At 62.1% G+C, this 23,172-nt stretch carries 21 protein-coding genes; 2 read left to right on the forward strand and 19 right to left on the reverse strand.

The window, feature by feature from the left end; genetic code table 11:
* Window positions 1-13: 13 nt before the first annotated feature.
* The 12 genes from J8847_RS06295 to J8847_RS06350 form a co-directional block, all read right to left on the reverse strand.
* Entirely contained in the window at window positions 14-1,141 is a 1,128-nt protein-coding gene (locus J8847_RS06295) for an N-acetyl sugar amidotransferase (protein ID WP_267876266.1), read from the reverse strand.
* Window positions 1,138-1,905 carry an AglZ/HisF2 family acetamidino modification protein gene (locus tag J8847_RS06300; protein WP_211523841.1) on the reverse strand — a complete coding sequence of 256 codons (768 nt, stop codon included), beginning with the start codon at window positions 1,903-1,905 and terminating at the stop codon, window positions 1,138-1,140. Before J8847_RS06300 ends, J8847_RS06295 begins: the two co-directional genes overlap by 4 nt.
* Window positions 1,895-2,518, reverse strand: a complete 624-nt coding sequence (hisH, locus tag J8847_RS06305) for an imidazole glycerol phosphate synthase subunit HisH (RefSeq protein ID WP_211523842.1) — start codon at window positions 2,516-2,518, stop codon at window positions 1,895-1,897. Before hisH ends, J8847_RS06300 begins: the two co-directional genes overlap by 11 nt.
* A gap of 14 nt (window positions 2,519-2,532) precedes the next feature.
* Window positions 2,533-3,990, reverse strand: coding sequence for a lipopolysaccharide biosynthesis protein (locus J8847_RS06310; RefSeq protein ID WP_211523843.1), 1,458 nt, complete (start codon window positions 3,988-3,990; stop codon window positions 2,533-2,535).
* 40 nt (window positions 3,991-4,030) lie between these two features.
* Window positions 4,031-5,140 carry a DegT/DnrJ/EryC1/StrS aminotransferase family protein gene (locus J8847_RS06315; RefSeq protein WP_229512567.1) on the reverse strand — a complete coding sequence of 370 codons (1,110 nt, stop codon included), beginning with the start codon at window positions 5,138-5,140 and terminating at the stop codon, window positions 4,031-4,033.
* Complete coding sequence (locus tag J8847_RS06320; RefSeq protein WP_211523844.1) at window positions 5,125-5,709, reverse strand: acyltransferase; 585 nt, start codon at window positions 5,707-5,709, stop codon at window positions 5,125-5,127. Before J8847_RS06320 ends, J8847_RS06315 begins: the two co-directional genes overlap by 16 nt.
* Before the next feature lie 2 nt (window positions 5,710-5,711).
* Window positions 5,712-6,767, reverse strand: coding sequence for a Gfo/Idh/MocA family protein (locus J8847_RS06325; protein WP_211523845.1), 1,056 nt, complete (start codon window positions 6,765-6,767; stop codon window positions 5,712-5,714).
* Between the two features lie 25 nt (window positions 6,768-6,792).
* Entirely contained in the window at window positions 6,793-8,088 is a 1,296-nt protein-coding gene (locus tag J8847_RS06330; protein WP_229512577.1) for a nucleotide sugar dehydrogenase, read from the reverse strand.
* Window positions 8,089-8,178: 90 nt separating this feature from the next.
* Window positions 8,179-8,544, reverse strand: a complete 366-nt coding sequence (locus J8847_RS06335; protein ID WP_211523925.1) for a MarR family EPS-associated transcriptional regulator — start codon at window positions 8,542-8,544, stop codon at window positions 8,179-8,181.
* A gap of 206 nt (window positions 8,545-8,750) precedes the next feature.
* Window positions 8,751-9,929, reverse strand: coding sequence for a Wzz/FepE/Etk N-terminal domain-containing protein (locus tag J8847_RS06340; RefSeq protein ID WP_211523846.1), 1,179 nt, complete (start codon window positions 9,927-9,929; stop codon window positions 8,751-8,753).
* An 81-nt stretch (window positions 9,930-10,010) separates the two neighbouring features.
* A complete protein-coding gene (locus tag J8847_RS06345; RefSeq protein WP_229512581.1) occupies window positions 10,011-12,524 on the reverse strand; it encodes an SLBB domain-containing protein in 2,514 nt (837 codons plus the stop codon).
* A gap of 532 nt (window positions 12,525-13,056) precedes the next feature.
* Window positions 13,057-14,196: a glycosyltransferase gene (locus tag J8847_RS06350; RefSeq protein ID WP_211523847.1), complete on the reverse strand. Its 1,140-nt coding sequence runs from the start codon at window positions 14,194-14,196 to the stop codon at window positions 13,057-13,059.
* A 243-nt stretch (window positions 14,197-14,439) separates the two neighbouring features.
* Here J8847_RS06350 and J8847_RS06355 point away from each other — a divergent pair, with 243 nt between their 5' ends.
* The gene (locus tag J8847_RS06355; RefSeq protein ID WP_229512583.1) at window positions 14,440-15,609 is read left to right on the forward strand and encodes a hypothetical protein; all 1,170 of its coding nucleotides are present in this window, start codon (window positions 14,440-14,442) and stop codon (window positions 15,607-15,609) included.
* Between the two features lie 131 nt (window positions 15,610-15,740).
* Here the strand turns inward: J8847_RS06355 and J8847_RS06360 are convergent, their stop codons facing one another.
* The 3 genes from J8847_RS06360 to J8847_RS06370 all read right to left on the reverse strand — a co-directional run bounded on the left by J8847_RS06360 (window position 15,741) and on the right by J8847_RS06370 (window position 18,716).
* Window positions 15,741-16,727, reverse strand: coding sequence for a fumarylacetoacetate hydrolase family protein (locus J8847_RS06360; protein ID WP_211523848.1), 987 nt, complete (start codon window positions 16,725-16,727; stop codon window positions 15,741-15,743).
* Window positions 16,728-16,767: 40 nt separating this feature from the next.
* Window positions 16,768-17,865: a phospholipase A gene (locus J8847_RS06365; RefSeq protein WP_211523849.1), complete on the reverse strand. Its 1,098-nt coding sequence runs from the start codon at window positions 17,863-17,865 to the stop codon at window positions 16,768-16,770.
* Between the two features lie 134 nt (window positions 17,866-17,999).
* Window positions 18,000-18,716: a pseudouridine synthase gene (locus J8847_RS06370; protein ID WP_211523850.1), complete on the reverse strand. Its 717-nt coding sequence runs from the start codon at window positions 18,714-18,716 to the stop codon at window positions 18,000-18,002.
* 404 nt (window positions 18,717-19,120) lie between these two features.
* Here J8847_RS06370 and J8847_RS06375 point away from each other — a divergent pair, with 404 nt between their 5' ends.
* On the forward strand, window positions 19,121-19,459 hold the full coding sequence (locus J8847_RS06375; RefSeq protein WP_211523851.1) for a hypothetical protein: 339 nt from the start codon (window positions 19,121-19,123) through the stop codon (window positions 19,457-19,459).
* A gap of 252 nt (window positions 19,460-19,711) precedes the next feature.
* Here the strand turns inward: J8847_RS06375 and J8847_RS06380 are convergent, their stop codons facing one another.
* The 4 genes from J8847_RS06380 to J8847_RS06395 all read right to left on the reverse strand — a co-directional run bounded on the left by J8847_RS06380 (window position 19,712) and on the right by J8847_RS06395 (window position 22,868).
* Complete coding sequence (locus J8847_RS06380; RefSeq protein WP_211523852.1) at window positions 19,712-20,713, reverse strand: S49 family peptidase; 1,002 nt, start codon at window positions 20,711-20,713, stop codon at window positions 19,712-19,714.
* Between the two features lie 35 nt (window positions 20,714-20,748).
* On the reverse strand, window positions 20,749-21,120 hold the full coding sequence (locus tag J8847_RS06385) for a Rieske 2Fe-2S domain-containing protein (protein ID WP_211523853.1): 372 nt from the start codon (window positions 21,118-21,120) through the stop codon (window positions 20,749-20,751).
* A 2-nt stretch (window positions 21,121-21,122) separates the two neighbouring features.
* Window positions 21,123-21,782, reverse strand: a complete 660-nt coding sequence (locus J8847_RS06390) for an HAD-IIIA family hydrolase (RefSeq protein ID WP_211523854.1) — start codon at window positions 21,780-21,782, stop codon at window positions 21,123-21,125.
* Between the two features lie 63 nt (window positions 21,783-21,845).
* A complete protein-coding gene (locus J8847_RS06395; protein ID WP_373999845.1) occupies window positions 21,846-22,868 on the reverse strand; it encodes an RluA family pseudouridine synthase in 1,023 nt (340 codons plus the stop codon).
* Window positions 22,869-23,172 lie beyond the last annotated feature (304 nt).

The following is a 23,172-nucleotide window of genomic DNA, read 5'->3' on the forward strand; positions in this document are numbered from 1 at the left end:
TCGGGCTTCTGGCTCAAGCGAATGCTTTGCGCAAGCGGCGTAGCACATTGGCGCAGAAGTCCCATAGCGGCTGCTCGGACGGATAGGCGGTGTGCGCGATCTCCGGACGGGCGATGTAGGCTGTCAGGTCGGCTTCGCCCCAACCCATCTTCTTGAGGAAATACTGACGGTCCTCATTCAACTGGGCGAGACTTGGATAAGGAATTTTCTCGAGATCGGCCAATGCAGCCGCCCGGTCCATCTGGCCGGAGGCCACCAATGTGCCCAGATGCAGTTTGCGTTTGTCGACGCCAAACTTGTTCGGCAGGATGTAGCCTTGATAGAAACGGGTGAAGATCGATTCGTAGTGCTTGTAGGGGTAAGGCTTGTAGCCATACTCGTCCTGCAGCTTACGCAAGACCTCCGCTTTGTTATACGGCATCAGATCGAGAATCGAGGTCCAGCGGATACCGTTGACGAAGCGGAAGCGGAAGAAGTCGATGGTACCGATGGCGGGGAAGGTGCTCAGCCGGATGTTGGCGAAGCGTTTCGCGATCGCACGAATATTCTTTTTGTCGAACTTGTTCCAGTTCCAGCCGGTGGGCATGCGCATGCCTTCCGTCGACGAATTGGTGCCTGCCAGAATATAGCGGATACCGTACTTGGCCGCTTCGCGGTAATTCACCGCGACTGCCGCGTTGTCGTACAGGAGTTCGACGTCGAGCACATCCGCATCGAAGAAGGACTGCATCAACTTCCGGTATTCATGCCAGTCGATCACGTGGGTGTGCAAATCCACGCCGAGACGCTGGACGAGCGATGCGATGTTGTGCTGAGCCAGTTCGGAGTTCCAGCCGTTATCCATGTGGACCGCAAGCGGGCGCAGGCCCAGCTCGATCGCACGCACCAGTACCCACGAGCTGTCGACACCTCCCGACACGCCGACGATGCAGTCGTACGGTTTACCAGCGCCGGCCTTTTTGACTTTCGCAACCAGATCCGCAAGCTTGGCGTCCTTGCGGCCGTCGACGTCGTTCAGAATGTGACCGCATTGCGCCAGATACTCGGTGCAGTAGTTGCATACGCCATCCGCATCGAAGCTGATGTGCGGGACGCTGCTGTCCATGATGCAGCGCGAGCAGATTGTTTTTGATTCCGTCATTTCTTTGCTCCAACAATTTTTTCCAGATCCTCGTAGCGAGGATACGTAATCAGTACGGCCCGGTGCGGTCCGTGAAAGACGAACAACGCGCCTGCCGACACGGCCGAGGCGCCCGCTTCGATCGCGGCCTTGAAGTCCTCGAGCTTGCCGGCGCCGCCGGCCGCGATCAGGGGCACTTCGACCAGGCCGCAGGCCTGGCGGATCGAATCGATGTCATAGCCGCCGAGTTCGCCGTCGTTGTCGACCGCGTTGAGCATGACTTCGCCGGCGCCTGCCTCCACGCCGATGCGCATGAATTCGGTCCAGCCGCGCGACTCGTTGGCGCCGGTGCGCGCGTTGTACAGGCGGGTGCGGCGCAGCCAGTCACGCTTGATGTCGACCGACAGGACCACCGCCTGGCTGCCGAAACGGTTGGCAATCTGGGTGATCAGGGCAGGGTTCTCCATGGCCGCCGACTGCAGGCAGATCTTCTCGACGCCGCAATCGAAGATGCGCGCGGCCGCGTCGAGCGTGCGCACGCCGCCGCCATAGCACAGCGGCATGAAGCATTCGCCGGCGATCTCGTTGATCAAGGCGAAATCGGGCTCCCTGCCCTGCTTCGACGCCTGGATATCGAGCACGATCAGCTCGTCGACCTCTTTTTCGTTGAAGATCCGGATGGCGTTGACGGGATCGCCGACGTATTTCGGGTTCTTGAACTTGCGGGTCTTGACCAGGCCGCCGTTCTGCAGCAGCAAGGTCGGGATGACGCGGTTATTCAGCATGGTCCCACTCTAAAAAATTCTTGATCATCGCCATGCCGAATCGGTGGCTTTTTTCGGGATGGAACTGGGCCCCGAACAGGTTGTCCTTGGCGAAAGCGGAGACGAAGCTGCCGCCGTATTCGGTGGTCGCGATCACGTCTTCCGGATTGCTGCAGCTGACGCGGTAGGAATGGACGAAGTAGTAGCGGGTGCGCTCCAGCTCGTTGTCGAGCAGGCCGTTTTCGCGCTTGAGTTCGAGCGTATTCCATCCCATGTGGGGGATGGGCAGGCGGGTTGCCTGGTCAAACTCGAACTTCTTCACTTCCGCATCGATCCAGCCGAGGCCCGGCATCACGCCTTCGTCGCTGCGCTTGCACATCAGCTGCATGCCCAGGCAAATGCCGAGGATCGGGATGCGGCGCACCAGCGCCGCCTCGTTGAGCGCCTCGACCAGGCCCTTTTCGGCCAGCTGGGCCATGCCGTAATCGAAGGCGCCGACGCCCGGCAGGATCGCGATCTGCGCGGCGTCGAGCTCGCGCGCGGTGGAGACCCGCTGGGCCTTGCCGCCGACCTTCTCGATCATCCGGATCACCGAGCCGACGTTGCCTGCGCCATAGTCAATTACTGAAATCATAGGTTTTCTCTCTCTCAATCGGTCTGGGCGGCGGCAGTCTGCTGCACAGGCGGCGCTGCGGGCTTCCTGCCGCGCCGCAAGCCTGCCCCCAGCTCGGCCAGGACGCTACGGTTCAAGACCAGGCAGGCGATGGCGACCAGCTGCCAGGCGCAGGTCCAGAATACGGAAAACTGCTCCCCGCTCAGTGCGAACAGTACCGACACCAGGGTAATCACGCCCAGGGGCAGGTACAGCTTGCTGCGGCGCATCGGGGCCCAGGCGCGCATCGAAATCTCGCTGCGCATGACCAGCATCGCGAAGAATGCGATCGCCGTGGATACCGCGGCGCCGGTGGCGCCGAGCGGCGGGACCAGCAGCAGGTTCCCGCCCAGGTTGATCGCGCCAGCCAGCAGTGCGCTGAACATCACTGGCACGTTCTTGCGCACGATGCCGGCCCCGATGCCGCTCACTTCGGCGGTCGCGTACAGAACCGGCGGCACCATGCAGGCGCACAGCAGGTACTGGACCGCGCCATAGTGGGCGGGCAGCAGGAAGCGCAATGTCCAGCTGAACGCGCCGGCAAGCGCGATTAGGGTGCTGCCGAGCGCCACCAGCTTGTGCGCGACCGCCTCGATCCGCGGGCCGCAATCGGGTTCGTCCGCCCACCGGTAGGCGGTCGGTATCCAGATCGTGGTGAACAGAACCGACAGCGTGCCGGCCACGGAGGCGATGCCGACGGCGATCGAATAATTGCCCAGCTCCGTGAAGCTGCTGAGGAAGCGTAGCGAGACCTTGTCGAGCGCTTCCACGCCCCAGAACGCGAGTCCCGACACCATCAGCGGCATTCCGTAGCGCAGCAGGTCGCCAGCGCCAAAGACATTGCCCCCGGCGGCGGCGCGGCCGAGCCAGACGTGGCGCGTATTGAAGGCGAAGATCAGCATCGCCGCGACGATGCCGGCCACATGGGCCGACAGCAGCTGAGGCAGCCCGCGCTCGCCGCCCGCCAGATAGATGAACAGCAAAATGCCCAGGAAGATCAGCTTGGGCAGGAGCTGGCTCATCGAGAACGCGAGCCCGCGCTCTTCCATCCTCAGGATCAGCGAAAAATAGCGCGAGCAAAAGGCGGTGGCGATGGTGAGGACGATCACCCCGGCCAGGCCGGCGCTGTCCACTCCGACGACGGCTCGGGCCAGGCCCTGCGGGTCCAGCGCCAGCGCGGCGGCCGCCCCCAGGGCGAGCAGCAGGAGGCCCGGGCCGATCGCCATGCGGAACAGGGCGCGGCCATCCTTCGCCTGATGGTACTCGCGCAGATAGCTCTGGTCCAGGCCGAGGCCGAAGACGATGATCGCCAGGCTGGTGACGGTCTGAAGCATGGCGATACGGCCGATATCGGCCGCACCGAACATCCAGGTCGACACGGGCAGGCTGACGGCGCCAAGCACTGCGGCGCCGACCGGACCGACCGCAAACCCGAGTATTTTGCTTCGCTTCATCTCGTCTTCAGGAAGTGGATACCTTCGCCAGGCGCCGGCCTTACTTGGTGCTCGCCACCAGCGTCTTGACGATCAGCGCCATCGTGGCCTCGTCCAGGTCCGGCGACATCGGCAAGCTCATCACTTTCTGAGCGAGCTTGCGGGTGACCGGCGTGTCGCCGACGACCGACATGTCCTTGTAGGCCGGCTGCTCGTTGAGCGGAATCGGATAGTGGACCGCGGTCGGTACGCCGCACTCGCTCAGCGCAGCCTGGACCTGGTCGCGGTTCTCCACGAACACCGAGTACTGCGCGAACACGCTGGTGCGGTCGGCGCGCTGCTGCACGCGGCTGATGCCTGCCTCGTCGAGCATGCGGTTGTAGAGCGCGCCGAGTGCCAGGCGCTGTTCGACCTCCCACTCGAAGCGTTCGAGCTTGGCCAGCACAATGGCGCACTGCAGCGTGTCCATGCGGCCGCCGACGCCGACGCGGGTATGGACGTAGCGGCGCTCCTGGCCATGCACGCGGATCTCGCGGCAAGCCTTGGCGATCGCGTCGTCGTTCGTGAAGATGGCGCCGCCGTCGCCGTAACAGCCCAGCGGCTTGCTCGGGAAGAAGCTGGTGCAACCGATCGACGACAGGTTGCACGATTTGCGACCCTTGTAGTCGGCGCCGAAGCTCTGGGCCGCGTCTTCGATGACCGGCAGGTTGCCGTGGCGCGCAGCGATCGCGTTAAGTTCGTCCATGTCGGCAGGCTGGCCGTACAGGCTGACCGGCATGATGGCCTTCGTGCGCGGCGTGATCGCCTGCTCGACCAGGGTCACATCGATATTGCCGGTATCGGCCTCGACATCGACGAACACCGGGGTGGCGCCGACCAGGGCGATCACCTCCGCGGTGGCGGCGAAAGTAAAGGCCGTAGTGATGACTTCATCGCCGCGGCCGATACCCAAGGCCATCAGGCTGATCAGCAGCGCCTCGGTGCCGCTGGAGACGGTGATGCAGTGCTTGGAGCCCGTGTAGTCCTGCAGCTTCGCTTCGAGTTCCTTCACTTCCGGGCCCATGATGTACTGGCCGTGCTCGAGCACCGCGTTGATGCGTTCCTGGATCCGCGGCTTGAGCGCCTCGTACTGGCTCTTCAGGTCGATGAAGGGAATTACTGGGCTTGGCATGTGCAGGCTCCGTTGTCGAGTTTATAGAGATTTCCGGTTTGCGGGCAGCGCGCCTCGGCCGTGCCGGTCAGCGGCAGCTCGAGGCGCTCGCCGTGCTGGCTCATCCAGCCGACCTGCCGCGCTGGCACGCCAACCATCAGCGCATAGGGCTTGACGTCCCGGTTGACCACCGCGCCGGCGCCGATAAATGCATACTCGCCGACGGTGACACCGCAGACGATAGTGCTGTTAGCGCCCAGGGTCGCGCCGCGCTTGACCACGGTACGGCGGTACTCATGCTTGCGGCTGACGGCCGAACGCGGGTTGTAAACATTGGTGAACACCATGCTCGGCCCGCAGAACACGTCGTCCTCGAGAGTCACGGCGTCGTAGATGCTGACGTTGTTCTGCACCTTGCAGTTGTTGCCGATAACGACATCATCGCCAACGAAGACGTTTTGGCCGAAGGAGCAGGCAGCGCCAATACGGGCCTTGCCGCTGATGTGTACCCAATGCCAGATCCGGCTGCCCGCGCCGATCTGGGCGCCTTCGTCGACGATCGCGGTCGGGTGGACGGTATAGTCGCTCATACTCAGAACTCCAGCGGCAGCGACACGGTCTTGCCGTCGCGTGCGGACAGGTAGGCGGCGATCAGCAGTTCCAGCGACTTCAAGCCTTCGCGGCCGTCGGTTTCCGGCTCGGCATTGCCGCGCATAACGTCGATCACATTGCTGTAGTACAGCGGGTGGCCGAAACCATAGACCGATGTGGTCTCGTAGTTGGCGTCGTTGATCTGCTGGTCGTAGTCGCAGGGTTCGGCGAACTCCCACAACTGGATGTCGTTAACCGCCACGCCGCCAACACGCACCGTGCCCTTTTCGCCGAGGATGGTGATGCTGCCTTCGAGGTTCTTGGGATAGGTCAGCATGGTCACGCTCATCGAACCGAGCGCGCCGTTGCGCCACTTGACGTTGAGGACGCCCGTGTCTTCGACTTCGATGTCGCGGGTCGTGCTCATCATCGCCTGCACCTTCTCGACCGGCCCGATCAGCCAATCGAGCAGGTCGACGTAGTGGCTGGCCTGGTTCATGAAGGCGCCGCCGTCGAATTCCCAGGTGCCGCGCCAGCCGCCCTGGTCGTAGTAAGACTGGGGGCGGGTCCAGAACACGTTCAGGTGGACCATGTGGATCTTGCCGAATCGTTTTTCTGCTACGGCGCGCTTGAGCAGTTGCAGCGTGGTGTTGCGGCGGTTCTGCTTGACCACGAACAGGCGCACGCCGGCTTCGTCGCAGGCGCGCACCATACGCAGCCCATCGTGCCAGCGGGTCGCCATCGGCTTTTCGGTCATCACGTGCACCTTGTGGCGCGCGGCGATGACGGCTTGCTCAGGATGGGCGCCGCTCGGTGTGCACAGCACCACCATGTCGAGCTTTTCCTCCGTCAGCATGTCTTCAAGGTCGCCATAACCCGGGACGCCGTATTTATCGACGTGCGCGGCCAGCGTCTTCGGATCGATGTCGCAGACGGCGGCCAGCTCGACGTGCTCGGCGTGTTTTTCGAGGGAGGCGAAGTGATTCGACGAGATCCGGCCGCAGCCAACGATGGCAATACGGATCTTCCGGCCGACGATCGGCGTGTAATGGCGCATGGGAGGTACCTTGAACTGATGTTATTTAAAGACGGAAAACAGTAAAGCCGGCATCGGCTGCAGCTTCCTGGTTGTAAAGGGCCTTCACGTCGGCCAACACTGGCTTGTCGCCACGGCAATAGCGGCGCAAGGTGGCGGGCGTGAGCACACGGAAATCGTCGTGGCCAACCGCGACGACCAGTGAGTCGACCGGCCGGTCGGCATCCACCGTCCCCAGTTCCAGGCCATATTCATGCCGGACCTCGGCGGCGTCGGCCCATGGATCCATTGCGACGACCTCGACGTTCCACTTCTTCAGCTCGTTGATCAGATCGATGACCTTGCTGTTACGGATGTCGGGGCAGTTTTCCTTGAAAGTGACGCCGAGAACGCCGACAGTGCTGCGCGCGACATCGATGCCGTTCTTGAGCATCAGCTTGATCACGTTGCGGGCGGCGTAACGTGCCATGTTGTCGTTGATACGGCGGCCGGCAAGAATCACTTGCGGGTGGTAACCCACTTCCTCTGCCTTGTGGGTCAGGTAGTATGGATCGACACCAATACAATGTCCACCGACCATGCCCGGCCGGAAAGGCAGGAAATTCCACTTGCTGCCCGCAGCTTCGAGGACCTGAGTCGTGTCGATGCCGAGCCGCTCGAAGATCACAGAGAGCTCGTTGACGAGTGCAATGTTCAGGTCGCGCTGGGTGTTCTCGATCACCTTGGCCGCTTCCGCCACCTTCAGGCTTGCGGCCGGGAAGGTGCCTGCAGTGATGATGGAAGCGTACAGGCCGTTGACGGCTTTCGCAACTTCCGGGGTCGAGCCGCTGGTGATCTTCTTGATCTTGGTGAGCGTGTTGACCTTGTCGCCAGGATTGATGCGCTCAGGACTATAGCCGCAGAAAAAGTCGCGGTTGAAGCTCAGGCCAGACATCTTCTCGAGCACGGGAACACATACTTCTTCAGTACACCCAGGGAAGACGGTCGATTCGTAGATGACGATCGCGCCCGGGCCGATGGCCTTGCCGACGGTCTCGCTGGCCTTGATCAGCGGTGTCAGGTCGGGGCGATTGACCTTGTCGATCGGCGTCGGAACAGTCACGATGAAGATGCCGCATTCAGTCAGCTCGGCCGGATCGCAGCTGTAGCGCAGTTGGGTCGAGGCGGCCATTTCCTCGGCAGTGACTTCCAGCGTGCTGTCCTTACCCGACTTTAGTTCGTCGATCCTCGCAGGATTGATGTCGAAGCCAAGCACGGGCCGGATCTTGCCGAACTCGACTGCAAGCGGCAGGCCGACATAACCCAGGCCCAGAATCGCGATCTTCTTTTTACTGATGTCCAAAATTTACTACTCCACGTTCACGTATTTTGCTTCTTATCAATGCACATGTGCCAGTCGGGCGGATACATTGCATCTGTCCTTGCGCCAGGCTCAGCTGTTTCGCGCCTGCCTCGCCTCTTCCTTGCCTACTTCCAGCTCGAGCGCGTCGATCTCCGCTTTGAGCGCGTCGTATTCGTCCAGCTTGCGTTTCAAAAACACACTGGCGAGGGCCGCTTTCTGAGCTATCCCATGCGGCGTCAGTATGTACACGTAACCAAACTTGTTCCTGCTGTGGCTGAAGTTCTGCATCTTGACCCAGCCCTTTGCGATCAGCGCTTTAAGGCAATAGTTCAGGCCGCTTACGCTGACACCCAGGCGCTCCGCCAGTTCCCGCTGAGTGAGGTCCGGATCGTCCTGCAAGATGCGCATAACCCGGAAATAGGTATCCTCTTGCCTGCTAGCTTGTCGACTACTCATCGGATGCCTGTGTCTACGGGATAGGCCAGTGCACGAAACACCGCCGCTCAGGGATGCGAGGCCCTGCCGGGCGATAAATATCACGGCGCTCAATGTTTGTTCGAAGTTGAACAATTCTACGCTGTCCACGGCGAACTGAACACTTACAAACGAAATTTATTTATCGGTTACAAGGTTTCACCGCCTTGCAAACGATGGCGCCAGCTTTACTTTCCGCGGAACTGCCGCTTGAATTCTTCCCACTGGCGCGCTGCGCCGGGATCCTGCAGCGCGCGCTGTTTCAGGTCCAGGAACAGCACCGCGAGCATCGTCGCAGCCAGCGCCAGGATGGTCAGCGTGACCACGAAGAGCGCACGCTTCGGTTTGATCTTCCGCTCCGGCTCGATGGCGGCATCGAGCACCTGAATGATGGCTGGATCCTTCGCCTCATCCAGACGCGCGACCTCGTACTGCTTGGCCAGCAGTTCGTAAAGCATCTGGTAATACTTCACGTCCCGCAGTAGCTGGATATTTTCGACACCCTTGCCCTGAATTTCTCCGCCCTCGGCGCCCGGGCGTCCGTTTTCCAGGCTCGACAGTTCTCTGCGCAGGCTGGCCAGTTCTTCCGCGGCGCGCCGGTAGTCCGGATGCGATTCGGTCACGAACGGACGCATGGCGTTCAACTGGATTTCCTTGGCCGATGCCTGGGCCCTGAGCCGCGCCACGGTTTCCACCACAGCCTGGCTTTGCATATCCACACTAACGACGCCGCGCGTGTCGAGCACCGATTTCAGTGCCACCTCCGACTTGGCCAGGTTATTTTTCGCAAGCTCGAGCTGGCGCTCGAAGAACAGGCGGCGCTGCGAGGACTCGGTAACGGCCAGGACCTTTGTCAGGGACAGCAGTTCCTCGACGTAGGCATTCGCCAGCGGAGCGACCAGCTTCTTGTTCTCTCCCTCGACCTGGATGCTGATCATCCCATCCTTGCCGGTCACGATCGCGGTATTTGCCTCAAGTGCCGCGCGAATCAGCTGCGGGGACTCCTCGCCGTATTCCTTCGCCAGGCCGAAACGCGCAATGAGCTTGTCCGCAATCGTACGGCTGCGCAGCATGCCGACATACAGTTCGTTCGGACTCTTCAGTCCCGCCACGCCGGCGGCCGCACCTGCCATGCCGCCCAGTTGCGACAACAAGGCTGCGGCACTGGATTGGGCTTGCTGCGGAGGGAGCAATTTCGTTTCGGCACGATAAATATTGGGCAAGGCGATGCTGATTGCCGCTGCCACCAAGGCGACCACGAACGGGACACCGACGATTAGTTTCCTGGACCGGGCAAGCGCCGTCATAAGACCCAGCGGACCCGATGCGCCTGACTGGTCGGTCTCGCTAGCTTGCGATGCGGCCATTTGAGTTTGATTCATATTCCTGAGTCACTAATTTTCAGCTTGCCGATGTGGAGCCGGCCGCTGGCCGGCGCATCACACGCCTCAATCTTTCAAGGTCTTGATCGCTGCCGCGCCCAGACCGAAGTTGGCGAAGATCTGCGCCCATTCGCGGGTACCCTTCGTGAACTTGGTCCACGCGGTTTCCTTGTCAAATTTTTCAGGGATGACAATGCTATCGCCAGGCATGACCTCCATGCTGCCGACACCCGTGGACAGCCAGCCGCCCGTCGCATTCGTCACCACCGTGCCGTCGACGCGGATGACGAACACGTTATCGATGTCGGCGTCGGCGGTCAGGCCGGCGACACGCAGATAATCCTTCACGCGGCTGTTCGTACGCCACAAGGGCGATGCTTCCGCGTTAACTGCACCGAAGACATGCACGAACTCGGGACGCGAGGGGATGACTAGACGGTCGCCATTAACGAGCTTAATTTGCGGCAGACGCGTGAACGACTTTTCCTGAGGCTCGATACCAAAAGCGATACGGCCAGTCGGCTTGAGCTGGCGGAAGCGGCGGATCGCTTCTTCGGCGATCTGCATTTCCACCTGGCGCTGCGAAGCGGCAGCCGCCGCGTCCGCGGCACTCATAGCCCCAATATTTGCAATGCCCTTCGCCTGCTGCGAACGAAGCTGCGCCTCGAGGCGGATCGCAGCCTTTTCCAAATTGATTTCCTGTTCCTTGCGTACCTGTTCGCGGTAAAACGCCGTACCGAACAAATAAGCATTGGATGTCGGACCACCGGCTTTGGCAAGCAAGGACTGCAAGGTTTCGCCCGCACTCATCTGGTAGACCCCGGGCACATTGACCTCCCCTTCCACGCGCACGAGCACACGCCGCTTGTCCATCGGCACAGCCACGTCATCCTGGGAAAAGATCGTGACAGTATCACCCGGCTGCAGCTGAACATTGTCCGGTCCATTCGGCTGACTAAAGATGTTTCCGAGGTGGAAAGGAATCAGTTTGACCGACAAATCTTGGCGGTTGACACGTTCGACGACAGCATACTCCCAGTTGATTTCGTCGATCAGGTTGCCAATACGCGCAGCGATGGAATCGGAGTGATCGATGTCGATAGGCCGCTCATCCTTCGCCCTGACCGCATTATTCTGGCGGCGCACCGATTCGCGGCTGATGAGGTATTCCTTGCTAGGAATGAGGTCGCTCACGCGCATGCCTTCGCGGAAAGGCGCGCGCACCGGCTGGTCAACATTCCCGCGCAGAACCACTGCATTGGAGAAATCCGGTGTAATCGACGTGACATTCAACAAATCGCCGCTCTTCAGCGTGCGCTTCAGACCTTGCCCATCGAGCGCGAACTGCTCAACGCTGCGTGGACGGTTCCGGTTAGGGTCGATCCGCTCGAGGAACGCGCGGCGCGGGTCAGCCAGCACCGGCAGCCCGCCTGCGATGTCAAGCATGGATTCGACGGATTCGTTGTTCGATTTGAGTTCGTAGATGGCGGGAGCATTCACTTTGCCAACCAGTGCGACAAAGCCTCCAGCTGGAGGGATATAGATAGAGTCGCCATCCTGGAGCAGGATGTCACCGGATTTGTCGCCTTTGGCGATAAACGCATACAGGTCGAGCTCCGCCACCATCTTGCCGGCCCGCTTGACCTGCACGTGACGCATGCTGCCATTGACATTGGGGCCGCCACTAGCGAACAGCCCCGTGACCAGGGTGGACAGACTCGACACGGTGTACGTCCCCGGACGCTTGGCCTGACCGACCACATACACTGTGATGGCTCGCAACTGCCCGAAATTGACGCTGATCGTCACCCCCTTGTACAGGCGAGCAACGGCGCTGCGGATCACGGCTTCAGCGTTGCCGGCCTTGATACCTCCAAGCTCGATCGTGCCGATGGTCGGAATGGTGATGGTCCCATTGCGGTCGATGGTAGTCCGAAAGTCGATATCGATCGTTCCCCAGCCGCGGATCATCAGTTCGTCGCCGGGACCAAGCGGGTGATCAGCCGGAACCGGGGCGTTCGAAATGGGCGCGAAGGTCGAGCGCGTGTTGGCAAAGAACTCGGAGCCGTAAATCGGCAGCACCTTTCCAGTGTTATCGAGAACAAATTTCTGGAAGTCGCTCAACTCATCCCTCTTAAAGCGCATCTGGCCCGGACGCTGGAAGCCACGCTCCCGTTGCTGGAGCAACTCGGACTTCTTGAGGCTCTTGCCCTGCTGCAACCCAGTCTGACGTTCCGCGCGCCCGGTACGATCCAACCTGCCAGACTGGTCGTAGTCCCCACTCCCCACTTCCTCGCCGTACTCGTCGTACTGCTGATACTCATCATACTGACGCGTCCGCCCCTTTTCGTCGACGAAACCCTCACGTCGATCCAGTTGATCCGCTGCGCTGCGGCTGTCGCCTTCGCCGGCCACGCCAGCATTCGTAATGCTTAATTTACGAGACTGCGTCGATACCGATGGCGTGACCGGATAGTCCTGTCCGAACAGATCGCTGGATTGACTCGACTGCTGGGCATGACCCGCAATGGAAGTGATGGCCAGAGCAACGGCCAGGACAGTACGATTGATCTTGGACATCGGTTACCTAGTGAGGAAAGCTGAGGGCGCTACTTTAAGAGAACACGAGATGATACCGCAAAGCCATTAGGGTTTGGAAATAATTTATTACCAAAGTCGCACAGGATTGACGCTCAAGTGACTAGACCAAGCTGTTGTGCTTTCAGCCTCAGTCTTTTCGCGTGAGAATTGGTGATTTTTATAAAAATATGTATAAGAATACACAAGAAAAGCGCTCAGCATTAGGACGAGAATACGCTACAGTTTTATAAAAATCAGCCACTTAGCTCACCACATCTGCTTATGAAAAGATGAAGGGCCAAGAACAGCATTGCGCAAAAAAGGCGAGTATAGACTGTTATTTCTTACCACTTGATTATTCGCTTTTATTCTCGAGGCGCGGCAAACAAGACTAAAATCGGGAACAACTAAAAAACCGCAAAGCCAGCAAAAAAGGGCCTACCCCGGAAAGTCGTATAGATTTTGCAAATCGAAATCATGCGCAGCAAAAGTCGGAGACAATGCAGGCTTTGTCCGCCCGCTCTCCTGCAATTTACCTTGCGGCATGGCGGCTGAGAGGCTTGATATCGAATTCTTCCACTGCGACAGTTGGAGCGACCCGCACGACGCGCGGTTTGATCGATGCTACCCATGCATAGGCGGCACAGTATACGAGGAAACTCGCAGCGGCAGCCCATGCCAGGAACACCGGGGTATCAAAGTACCCTGTCGAAGCCAAAGCTGGGAGCGCGGCCACGCTCCATACGAAAGGCGATACCGAGGCATTGCGCAGCGGCGCAGGTAAGGCACGGAAATAATGCGAAGATATATTTGTCTTGATTAGGCTGTGCAAGTGCCGGCTGTCCGGCATTCCCGGATGATGGCGGCACCACAGCCGGCGCAAAATAGTAAACAGGGTTTCAAAAATCGGATAGGCGCAAGCAAGGAATGGGGCCCACGGCGAGACCGTTGGATTTCGATGGACCAGCATTACCGACATCCAGGCCAGCAAAAAGCCGAGCAGGTAAGCCCCGCCGTCGCCAAGGAATAATTTACCGAACGGGAAATTCACCAGGAAGAAGCCGGCCGTGACGGCGCAGATCAGGAAGCACAGCTGCGCCAGGTGCGCGTCGCCACACCCGAGTGCGATCAGCCCCAGCGCGCCCATGCTGATCATCAGTGTCCCGCTGGCCAGGCCATTGAAACCGTCGATGATGTTGAGCGCATTGGCGACGCCGCCGACCGCGAAGGCCGTGAACAGGACCGAGAACGGCACCCATGCCAACAGGGCATCCAGCGGTCCGACACCGATATGGCGCAGGCTGGCGTCGGTCAGCCACCAGCACAGCACCCCGCTGGCCATCGTGGCCAGCAGGCGCGCCCGCACCGACACGTTGCGCGTCAGGTCTTCGACCAGTCCGAAGCTGAAGGCGGGCAAGCCGGCCACCAGCACCGGAAACAGCAATTCCTGCTGCGGCTCGGGCAGAAGCGCCAGGGCCAGCCACAGGCCGGCGAAGATGGCCGCGCCACCGATGCGCGGTGTCGGGGTGATGTGGAATTTCTGGACGCCGTGGGTGGCGTCGAGCGAGTAACGTCCGTGCCAGCGCTTCGTCCAGACGAGCAGAAGCGAGCAGACCAGGGTCGCGGCGAATCCAATTCCGAAGCTATCGACTGGCAGGGCAAGATTGTTCATAGAATCACTTTTTGTTATCCCATCAATTCTAGCGCAGACTGCGAAAGCAGCAGCCAAATCGTGCGGCGTCGCGCAACACGCCAAGACCTGGATCATCGCCGACGTTGCTGGGGCGTAAGCGGCTGATTCTAGCGAGTTTGCGATCGTACAATCAACGCGCCCGAAACATCTCCTACTATTTACAGACAATTTGTTACATATTTCCACTGGGAAATCTAGGGAATGAGGCAAAAAGGAGACACGATGGGCTCTCTTACCCGCTGTTTGTCACTCTTCTGCCTGGCGGCCAGCATGGCGCCAGTGCCTGCCCTCGCTCAGCAGCCCGCCGGACTGCTCGACGCCCGCGCCCGCCTGCTGGAAGCGGAAACCCGGCAAGCCATTGCCGAGGCCGAGCGCGCCGAGCTGCTGGCGCGGCTCCCGCCGGCGCAAGCCAAGCCCCTGAGCGGCGCCGTCGACACCCGCCAGTTTGGCGCCGCCGGGCTGGCGCGCGCCTTCGACCTGGCCCTCGAGCTGGCGCAAGAGGTCTGCGCCGTCCTGCCGGCGGACCGCCCCACCCTGCTCTACGACCCGGCCACGGCCCAGGGCATGATGGCCGCGCGCGCGGTCGAAGCCGCCCTGGTGCGCCTGAGTGAGGACCTGGCGGCGCGCAACCGCGAACTGGCACTTTATATCGAAGCCCACACGCCGGCCGAGGGTGCGCCGCGCGCCCTGCCGCTGGCCTGGTTGGCCGTGCCGCCGGCCACCCTGCGCGCCGCCGCCGACCTGGCCGCCCTGTTCAAGGGCGACACCACCCTGGCCGGCATCGGCTACGGAGACGGCGCACGCGCCCTGTTCGCCAGCGCCATGGCGCGCAGCTGCCCGGCGCGGCTGGCGGGCCTGGGCGGCGGCTATCTTGGTGAACTCGACTGGTCACGCCACGAGCGCCTGCTGGGAAGGGTGCGCGCCCTCGGCGGCCACCGGGCCACCCTGGCCCAGCATGCGGAAACCCTGGCCCGGCTGGCCGGGGGCGCCAAGGGAGAGCTCAAGAAGGAATTGGCGGCGATGGAGGATGCCGTCCGCGCCCACCTCAAGTCGGTCGACGCCTTCGTCGACTCGCTGAAGGCGGGGGAAGCGAGCGACAAGAGCCCGCTGTTCGTGGCGGCGCGCTACCTGGGGCAGGCGGAGCGCAGCGAAGGAGCGCTGGTGCTGGACGTCGACGTGCGGCTGGAGGGCATGAGCGTGGTGCGCGACAACTTGTTCACGGGGCAGAAGCTGGCGCTGTCGGGGGTCGCTTTCCTCTGGTACCGGCTGCACGAAGCGGACGGGAGGCTGGTGAAGGCGGACGCGCTAAGGCGGATCACGCGGCCGGTGGAGGTGCGCCTCGGTGGGGATCGTGCTGGAGATGGGTTCTGGGCGGCTGCGCCGAACCGGTGATAGCGATTTGCCGGCAAACTTGGATCCCGGCCTTCGCCGGGACGACGCTGTTTTAGAGTGCGGAAATACGGCGTAAACAACTTCGGACACGTTGCTCGGCACGTCGTCCCAGCGCAGGCCACCAGCGCCAATTACTTCTCCAAACGCTTCACCACCTGCTCGATCGCCCCAAAAATCGACTTCCCCTTCTCATCCAGCATCTCGATCCGGATCGTATCGCCAAAGCGCATGAAGGGCGTCGAGCCCGCCCCATCCGCGATCATCTCCAGGCAGCGCTTCTCGGCGATGCACGAATACCCGCGCGATGCGTCCTTGTTCGACACCGTCCCCGAGCCGACGATGCTGCCGGCGCGCACGTTGCGGGTCTTGGCCAGGTGCGCGACCAGCTGCGGAAAGTTGAAGACCATGTCCACGCCCGCATCCGGCTGCCCCACCAGGTGGCCGTTCCACACCGAGCGCAACGGCAAATGCAGCTTGCCGCCGCGCCAGGCCTCGCCCAGCTCGTCCGGCGTCACCGCCAGCGGCGCGAAGCTGGTGGCGGGCTTGGATTGCAGGAAGCCGAAGCCCTTGGCCAGTTCGTCGGGAATCAGGTTGCGCAGCGAGACGTCGTTGGCCAGCATCAGGAGCCGGATCTGCTGGTGCGCTTCGTCCGGCGTCGCGCCCATGGGCACGTCACCCGTGACCACCGCCACCTCGGCCTCGAAGTCGATGCCCCACTCCTCACGCGCCAGCACGATGTCGTCGTGCGGCCCCAGGAAGTCGTCGCTGCCGCCCTGGTACATCAGGGGATCTTCCCAGAACGAGGCCGGCATCTCGGCGCCGCGCGCACGCCGCACCAGCTCGACGTGGTTGACGTAGGCCGAGCCGTCGGCCCACTGGTAGGCGCGCGGCAGCGGCGCCATGCAGCGCGCCGGGTCGAAATCGAAGGGGCGGCGCGCCCTGCCCTCATTCAGCTGGCGCGAGAGTTCGTCGAGCTGCGGACCGATGAAGGCCCAGTCGTCGAGCGCGGCCTGCAGGGTCGGCGCGATGCCGTCGGCGATGTGGGCGGTCTTGAGGTCGCGCGACACCACGGCCAGCTGGCCGTCGCGGGTGCCGTCGTTGAGGGTGGCTAGTTTCATGGGCGCTCCTGTTGGCGGGAGCGCCATTCTACGGGCCTCTTCAGTACTTGACCACTACGCCGGCGCCGACGCTGCGCTGGAAGTAGTTATAGTCGATCATGCTCTGGCCGTAGCCCGAGAACCAGTGCAGGTAGCCCTTGAGCGGGCCGGCCAGCGGGAAAGTCCAGCCCAGCTGAGTGGCGCCTTTGTCGGTGTGGAAGTTGTGGCGCAGCAGAGCCGACACTTCGTGGCCGCCCTCCAGGCGCCAGCTGCCGGCCAGTTCTCCATGCCCCAGGTAGTCGGCGATGTCCGGATTGTTGTCGTCTTCCAGCGATTCGTTCACGCGCTTCCACACCTTGGCGGTGACCGACAGCGGACCGCGCTCCAGCCCGACCTGGGCGTAGAAGCGGTTCCAGCTGCGCGACAAGGTCGAGGACTGGCCATTCGACTGGTGTACGAAACCGAGGTTCAGGAAGCGCAGGTTGGTGCCCAGGATGCCGACGTTCAACGGCATCACCGCCATCACTTCGGGCTGGTAGTTGGTCTCGCGGAAGGGGCTCGATGCTTCGTCGTTGGTCGCCTGCCAGAAGCTGTTCTGGGTATAGCCAAACCAGATGTCGACCGGCTTCTCGAACAAGGACTCGACTACTTTCATCTTGAAGCCGAGCTGAAATTCCAGTTCGGCCTTGGACAGGCCCTTGTTCAGGCCCGAGACGCGCCGAAACGGCAGGTAGGGCGCATCGTTGGGACGGTAAGTGCGCGTACCGATCAGATAGTTCGGATTGTGCGGGCGGAACGCGAAGACGCCGCGCTTGTCCCTGGGATCCAGCTCCCAGTGGCCACTCATCGTGTAACCGTTGGCCGCTTCGACCGTCGGGTCGACCGAGGCCACGGGATCGACCTCGCCCGTGCGCGGCGGCCCAAAGGCCGAGCTGGAGGGCGCGGCGCCGGCAGGACTCGCCGCTGCAGCGGCTTGGGCAGCAGCTGCGGCCGCAGATGCGGAGGACTGTGCCGATGCCAGGCGGTCGAAGCAGGCCAGGCGCTGGGCGTTGTCGAGGAGCGGCGTGCAGTCCGCCATCGACTGCGGCTGGCCCTGGGCCAGGGCGGAACTTGCAAACAGGAGGGAAATCAGGGACAGCGTGGGGCGTTCAAGGTGCATGGATGCTTCTTTTCGATAAGACAATAGCGCGGCGACCCTGTCCGGGCCGCCCTGATCTGTGAGTGTCGCGGAAATTGCTTATCGATGTCGCACGTGTTGCAGCCGTGCATTCACGGCTGCCGGGCCGGCGCCGCTCAGGCGGGCACGAGCATGTCGAGCTGGGCCTGCTCCAGGAAGCACCATTCGCCTTCGCGCAGGCCGAGGGCGTCCAGGGTCAGGCCGCCGATCTGGGAGCGGTGCAGCGCGCTGCAGTGGTTGCCCGCTGCGGCCAGCATGCGCTTGACCTGGTGATACTTGCCCTGCTCCAGCACGATCTCGAGCTGGTGCTCGCCACGCGGGATGCAGGAGACCGCCTTCAGCGGCGCCGGTTCGTCGTGCAGCTGCACGCCGGCCAGCATCTGTTCGACCAGGGCATCCGTGACCGGCTCGGCCGTGGTCGCCTGGTAGACCTTGGGCACGTGGCGCTTGGGCGAGGACTGGGCGTGGATGAAGGGGCCGTCGTCCGACATCAGGAGCAGGCCGGTAGTGTCGTGGTCGAGGCGGCCGACCGGCTGCACTTCACGCCAGGTGAACTGCTCCGGCAGCAGGGTCAGCACGCCGGGATGGTGACTGGGCTTGCGCGAGCACTCGTAGTTGGCCGGCTTGTAGAGGGCGATATAGACGTGCTCGCGGTAGCGCCATTCCTCGTCGAAGACGGTCAGGACCAGGTCCTGGGTGTCGAAAGTGGCTTTGAAATTGTCCTGGATCTCGCCGTTGACGGCGACATCGCCGTCCTCGATCAGGGCGCGGCAGTATTTGCGGGTACCGAAACCCTGGGATTGCAGGATGCGGTCAAGGGAGAGTTTACTCATGGGGCGAGACTTTAACAGAAGGGCTGGGGGTGGGAAAGGCGCTGCTGGGTGAGCAGACACGCGCCCGCCCGGCAGCACGTCGTTCCGGCGTAGGCCGGAACCCAAGCTTGCGTGCATTACTGAGAAATCAAACGTAGCCCCAGTTCACAAAACTTGGGTTCCGGCCTTCGCCGGAACGACGGGCTGGAGACACGGGTGGCCGATGTGCTCACTCGGCTCAACAGCACACCCATCCGCTTTCGCGCACCACTCCCCCGCCCAGCATGCAACCGTTCATTTGATAAGCGTCAAGCACCCCAAATTTCCGGTTGATAGACTTCAAAGCGTTAGGAATTTCCCTAATCGCTCTCCGGAATATTTACTCGACATATAGGAAGGCAATGCGCAAGCAGAGGACCACTACCGTGAACGACAATCTCGACACCGGACACCGACAGCCTTCCGCAGCCGAAGCCCATCAGGTACGGCAGCGCGTGGCGTCCAGCCATGCAGCGCTCTTTCCCACCCGGCTGGCGCTGGCGCGCTGGCGCCGTGGCGGCGATCTTCCCCATCTGCATGAGGGCAGCCCGCCCCTGCGCGCCGCCTGGTATGCGCGCGCGGTCCGCGAGCACCAGGCCTGGCTCGACCGCGGCGGCTTCGCCCAGCATGACGATTTCTGCCCCTTGTCCTCCGCTTCCCCGCAGCCGGAACCGGCACGCCCCGCCCTCGACGGCGACGCCCAGCACCTGGGTACCTGCACCTGACATGCATATAAATGGAAACGACGGCCGAAGCCGTCGTTCCCAATCCCGAGGGGGAATCACAACCATGAGGAATTGAATTCACTCGAAACTGCACGGCAGGTGCAGCGGGTAGCGCTCTTGCGTATCGTCCGATAACGAACAGGCTGGATTTAAGGGTATCGTCCGCCGCGGCAGCAACTACACCCTCACTATAGTCTCTTTGTCACCGGATGCAAGCAAAATCCAGTACAACCGTACTCGGTGTCTCTATTCTTAATGCAACTTCGGCAGGGTCCCGCGGGTCGCCGCCTTGACCGCGTTTTCGCCGACCGCCGCGCCGAATTTCTTCAGCACGCGCTCCGGCAAGCCTTCGTGCGCCGTATAGTCGACGATATCCTCGGCCTTGACGATGTCGCGCGCCACCGTGTCGACGGTGCCGAAGCCGTCCGCCAGTCCCATCTCGACCGCCTTGGCGCCGGTCCAGTACAGGCCGGAGAAGGTTTCCGGCGTTTCCTTCAGGCGCTTGCCGCGGCCGGCGCGCACCACCGAGATGAATTGCTGGTGGATCTCGTTGAGCATGGCCTGGGCATGCGCCTTGTGCTTGTCGGATTGCGGGCTGAAGGGATCCAGGAAGCCCTTGTTTTCGCCCGCCGTCATCAGGCGCCGCTCGACGCCCAGCTTGTCCATGGTGCCGGTAAAGCCGAAGCTGTCCATCAGCACACCCACCGACCCGACGATCGAGGCCTTGTTCACATAGATCCGGTCCGCCGCCGAGGCGATGTAATAGCCGCCCGAGGCGCAGATCTCGTCCACCACCACGTACAGCGGCTTGTCCGGATAGCCGCGCTTGAGGCGCTGGATCTCGTCGACGATGATGCCGGCCTGGACCGGGCTGCCGCCGGGGCTGTCGATGCGCAGCACCACCGCGGCCGAGCCGGAATCGGAGAAGGCCTTGTTCAGCGAGGGAATCACGGTATCGGCCGCGCCGCTGCCTTCCGCTTCGATCTCGCCGTTAATCTCGATGAGCGCCGTGTGGCGGCCCAGGCTTTCGTCGCCGGTGCCGCCGAAGTTGAAATCGTAATAGGCCCACAGCGCCAGCAGCGCCACGAGCAGGAAACTGAGCTTGAAGAAAATACCCCAGCGGCGAGCCGCACGGCGCTCCTGCACGGTGGCGAACACCAGCTTTTCGAGCGTCTCGCGCTCCCAGTTGCTGACCGTCGGGTTGGCGGCAAGGCGGCTGTCGCCCGGGTGATCGTTGCTCGTGTGATCGCTCATAAACTCTGTCGTTGTCTGAAGTTCGCCGCAATATTCTATAGTGGGGCCCGGATCTGCTGATCCGGCTGCCAGAAAATCTTTCCATCCTGCTCGACCACGCCGATCGGCAGCAGCCGTCCGCCGCGGCAGGGGCCGCCGGCGCAGCGTCCGCTTTCCGGCTCGTACACGGCGCCGTGCGTCGCGCACATCAGGTACAGGCCGCTCGATTCGAAGAAGTCGCCCTCTTTCCAGTCGAGTTCGATCGGCACATGGGCACAACGGTTCAGGTAGGCATAGGGTTTACCGGCGAAGCGCACCACGAAGCCGGTCGCCGGCTGGCCATAGACCAGCACCGGAAACCTGATTCCCCTGCCGCCATCGACCAACTGGTCGGCATCGCACACGAACAGGCCCGCTTCCGCGCTCATCGCTACGCGTTTTCCATCAGCCAGCCATGCAGTTCGGGGATCGAGCGCGCCGAATACAAGGGCTTGCAGGCCTGCAGCTGCTGGACCGGATGGGCGCCGAATTCGACCGCGATCCCCGAGGCGCCGGCATTGTTCGCCATCATCAGGTCGTGCGTGGTGTCGCCGATCATAACGGTACGGCGCAGGTCCTGCCCCAGCTCCCTGGTCAGCTCTTGCAGCATCGCAGGGTGCGGCTTGGAAAATGTCTCATCCGCGCAACGGGTAGCGTCGAAGGTCGACAGCAGGCCGGCCGCGTTCAGGGCGCGGTTCAGGCCCACCCGGCTCTTGCCCGTGGCCACGGCCAGGAAATAGCCTTCGCCGGCAAGTTCGCTCAACATCTCGCGAACTCCCTTGAACAGCACCAGTTCATGATCCTTCGTCAGGAAGTGATAGCGATAGCGCTCGACCATGCGCGGGTAGAGCGCCGGCTCGATGTTCGGCATCACCGCCTGCATCGCTTCCGACAGGCCGAGGCCGATCACGTGGGCCGCCGAGGCGTCGCTGGGAACCGGCAGGCCCAGGTCGCGCGCGGCCGACTGGATGCACTTGACGATGGTCGCCGTGCTGTCCATCAGCGTGCCGTCCCAGTCGAACACGATCAGATCAAATTGTTTTCTTGCCATGTCATGCGGCGGCTCGAGGCCGCCGGTCCCTTATAGTGTGTGGTCATCGCAGAGGGATGAAGCTCATGCGATCGGTTGCCCCAAGCTTACCAAGAATTTCTCGCACTCCGCCGGGAGCGGCGCGCGCAGGCTCAGCGGCTTGCCGGTGTCCGGATGGGTGAAGGTGATCTGCCAGGCGTGCAGGAACATACGGCGCAGCGGGCCGCGGCCCTCGCCCGCCTTCTGCAGCTGCTTGTTGAGCGCGAAATCGCCGTACTTCTCGTCGCCCAGGATCGGGAAGCCGGAGGATGCCAGGTGCACGCGGATCTGGTGCGTTCGCCCGGTCTTGAGCTCGGCTTCGAGCAGGGCGACATCCTGCCACTTGCGCTTCAGGTTGAAGATCGTGTGCGCTTCCTGCCCGCCCGACTGCACCACCACGCGGCGCTCGCCGTCCGGGGTGGTGAACTTGTGCAGCGGCAGCTTGACGTGCTGGCGCTTGTTGACCCAGTCGCCATGGACGGCGGTCAGGTAGCGCTTGTCGGTCAGGCCGTCGCGCATCTGCGCATGCAGGTTGGTCAGGGCGGTGCGCTTCTTGGCGATCAGGAGCAGGCCCGAGGTCTCGCGATCGAGGCGGTGCACCAGCTCCAGGAACTTGGCTTCCGGACGCGCGGCGCGCAGCTGCTCGATCACGCCATACGACACGCCCGAGCCGCCGTGCACGGCGATGCCGGCCGGCTTGTCGATGACGAGCAGGTGGCTGTCCTCGTACACGATGGCGAATTCGGCGCCCGGCGCGGCCTGGGTGCTGGCCTTCTCGGCCAGGCGGATCGGCGGAATCCGAACCACGTCGCCCTCGCCCAGGCGGTACATCTGGTCGATACGGCCCTTGTTCACCCGGACTTCGCCCGAGCGCAGGATGCGGTAAATATGGCTCTTGGGTACGCCTTTGCAAACACGCAACAGGAAATTGTCAATTCGCTGACCGGCTTCTTCTTCGGTGATGGTCACGAACTGCGCTTGGAGTGCCGGCTGTGATGAAGGGGGAACAACATCGTTTTGTATTGCCATTCTCTCTGTCTTCCCAGAAATTCTCTCTAAGTCCTTCATTTTGAATATATAATCGACAGGCGGCGGTCAAACCTCTGCTGGTGTAAGAAATAAAACGATATTTTACACAGGGGCGCGTTCCACCGGCCCCGCCAATGGCAAATTCGGTGGAAAAATAGTGTACGCACACCTAGATGGCGGATCAGGGTTGCACCTGCAGTTGTAATCGGGTCGCGCGTCTGGGTGCAGGATTGGATTGTTTGGATTGTTAAGGATAAGTACCGGCAAGCGGCCCGTGGCGGCTCGCCGGATGATGGTGTCGATAACGCTTGTCGTTTTCGCCCGACCCGATGTAAGCCTCATC

Source organism: Massilia sp. AB1 (genome assembly GCF_018119385.1).
Classification (GTDB): Bacteria; Pseudomonadota; Gammaproteobacteria; order Burkholderiales; family Burkholderiaceae_D; genus Telluria.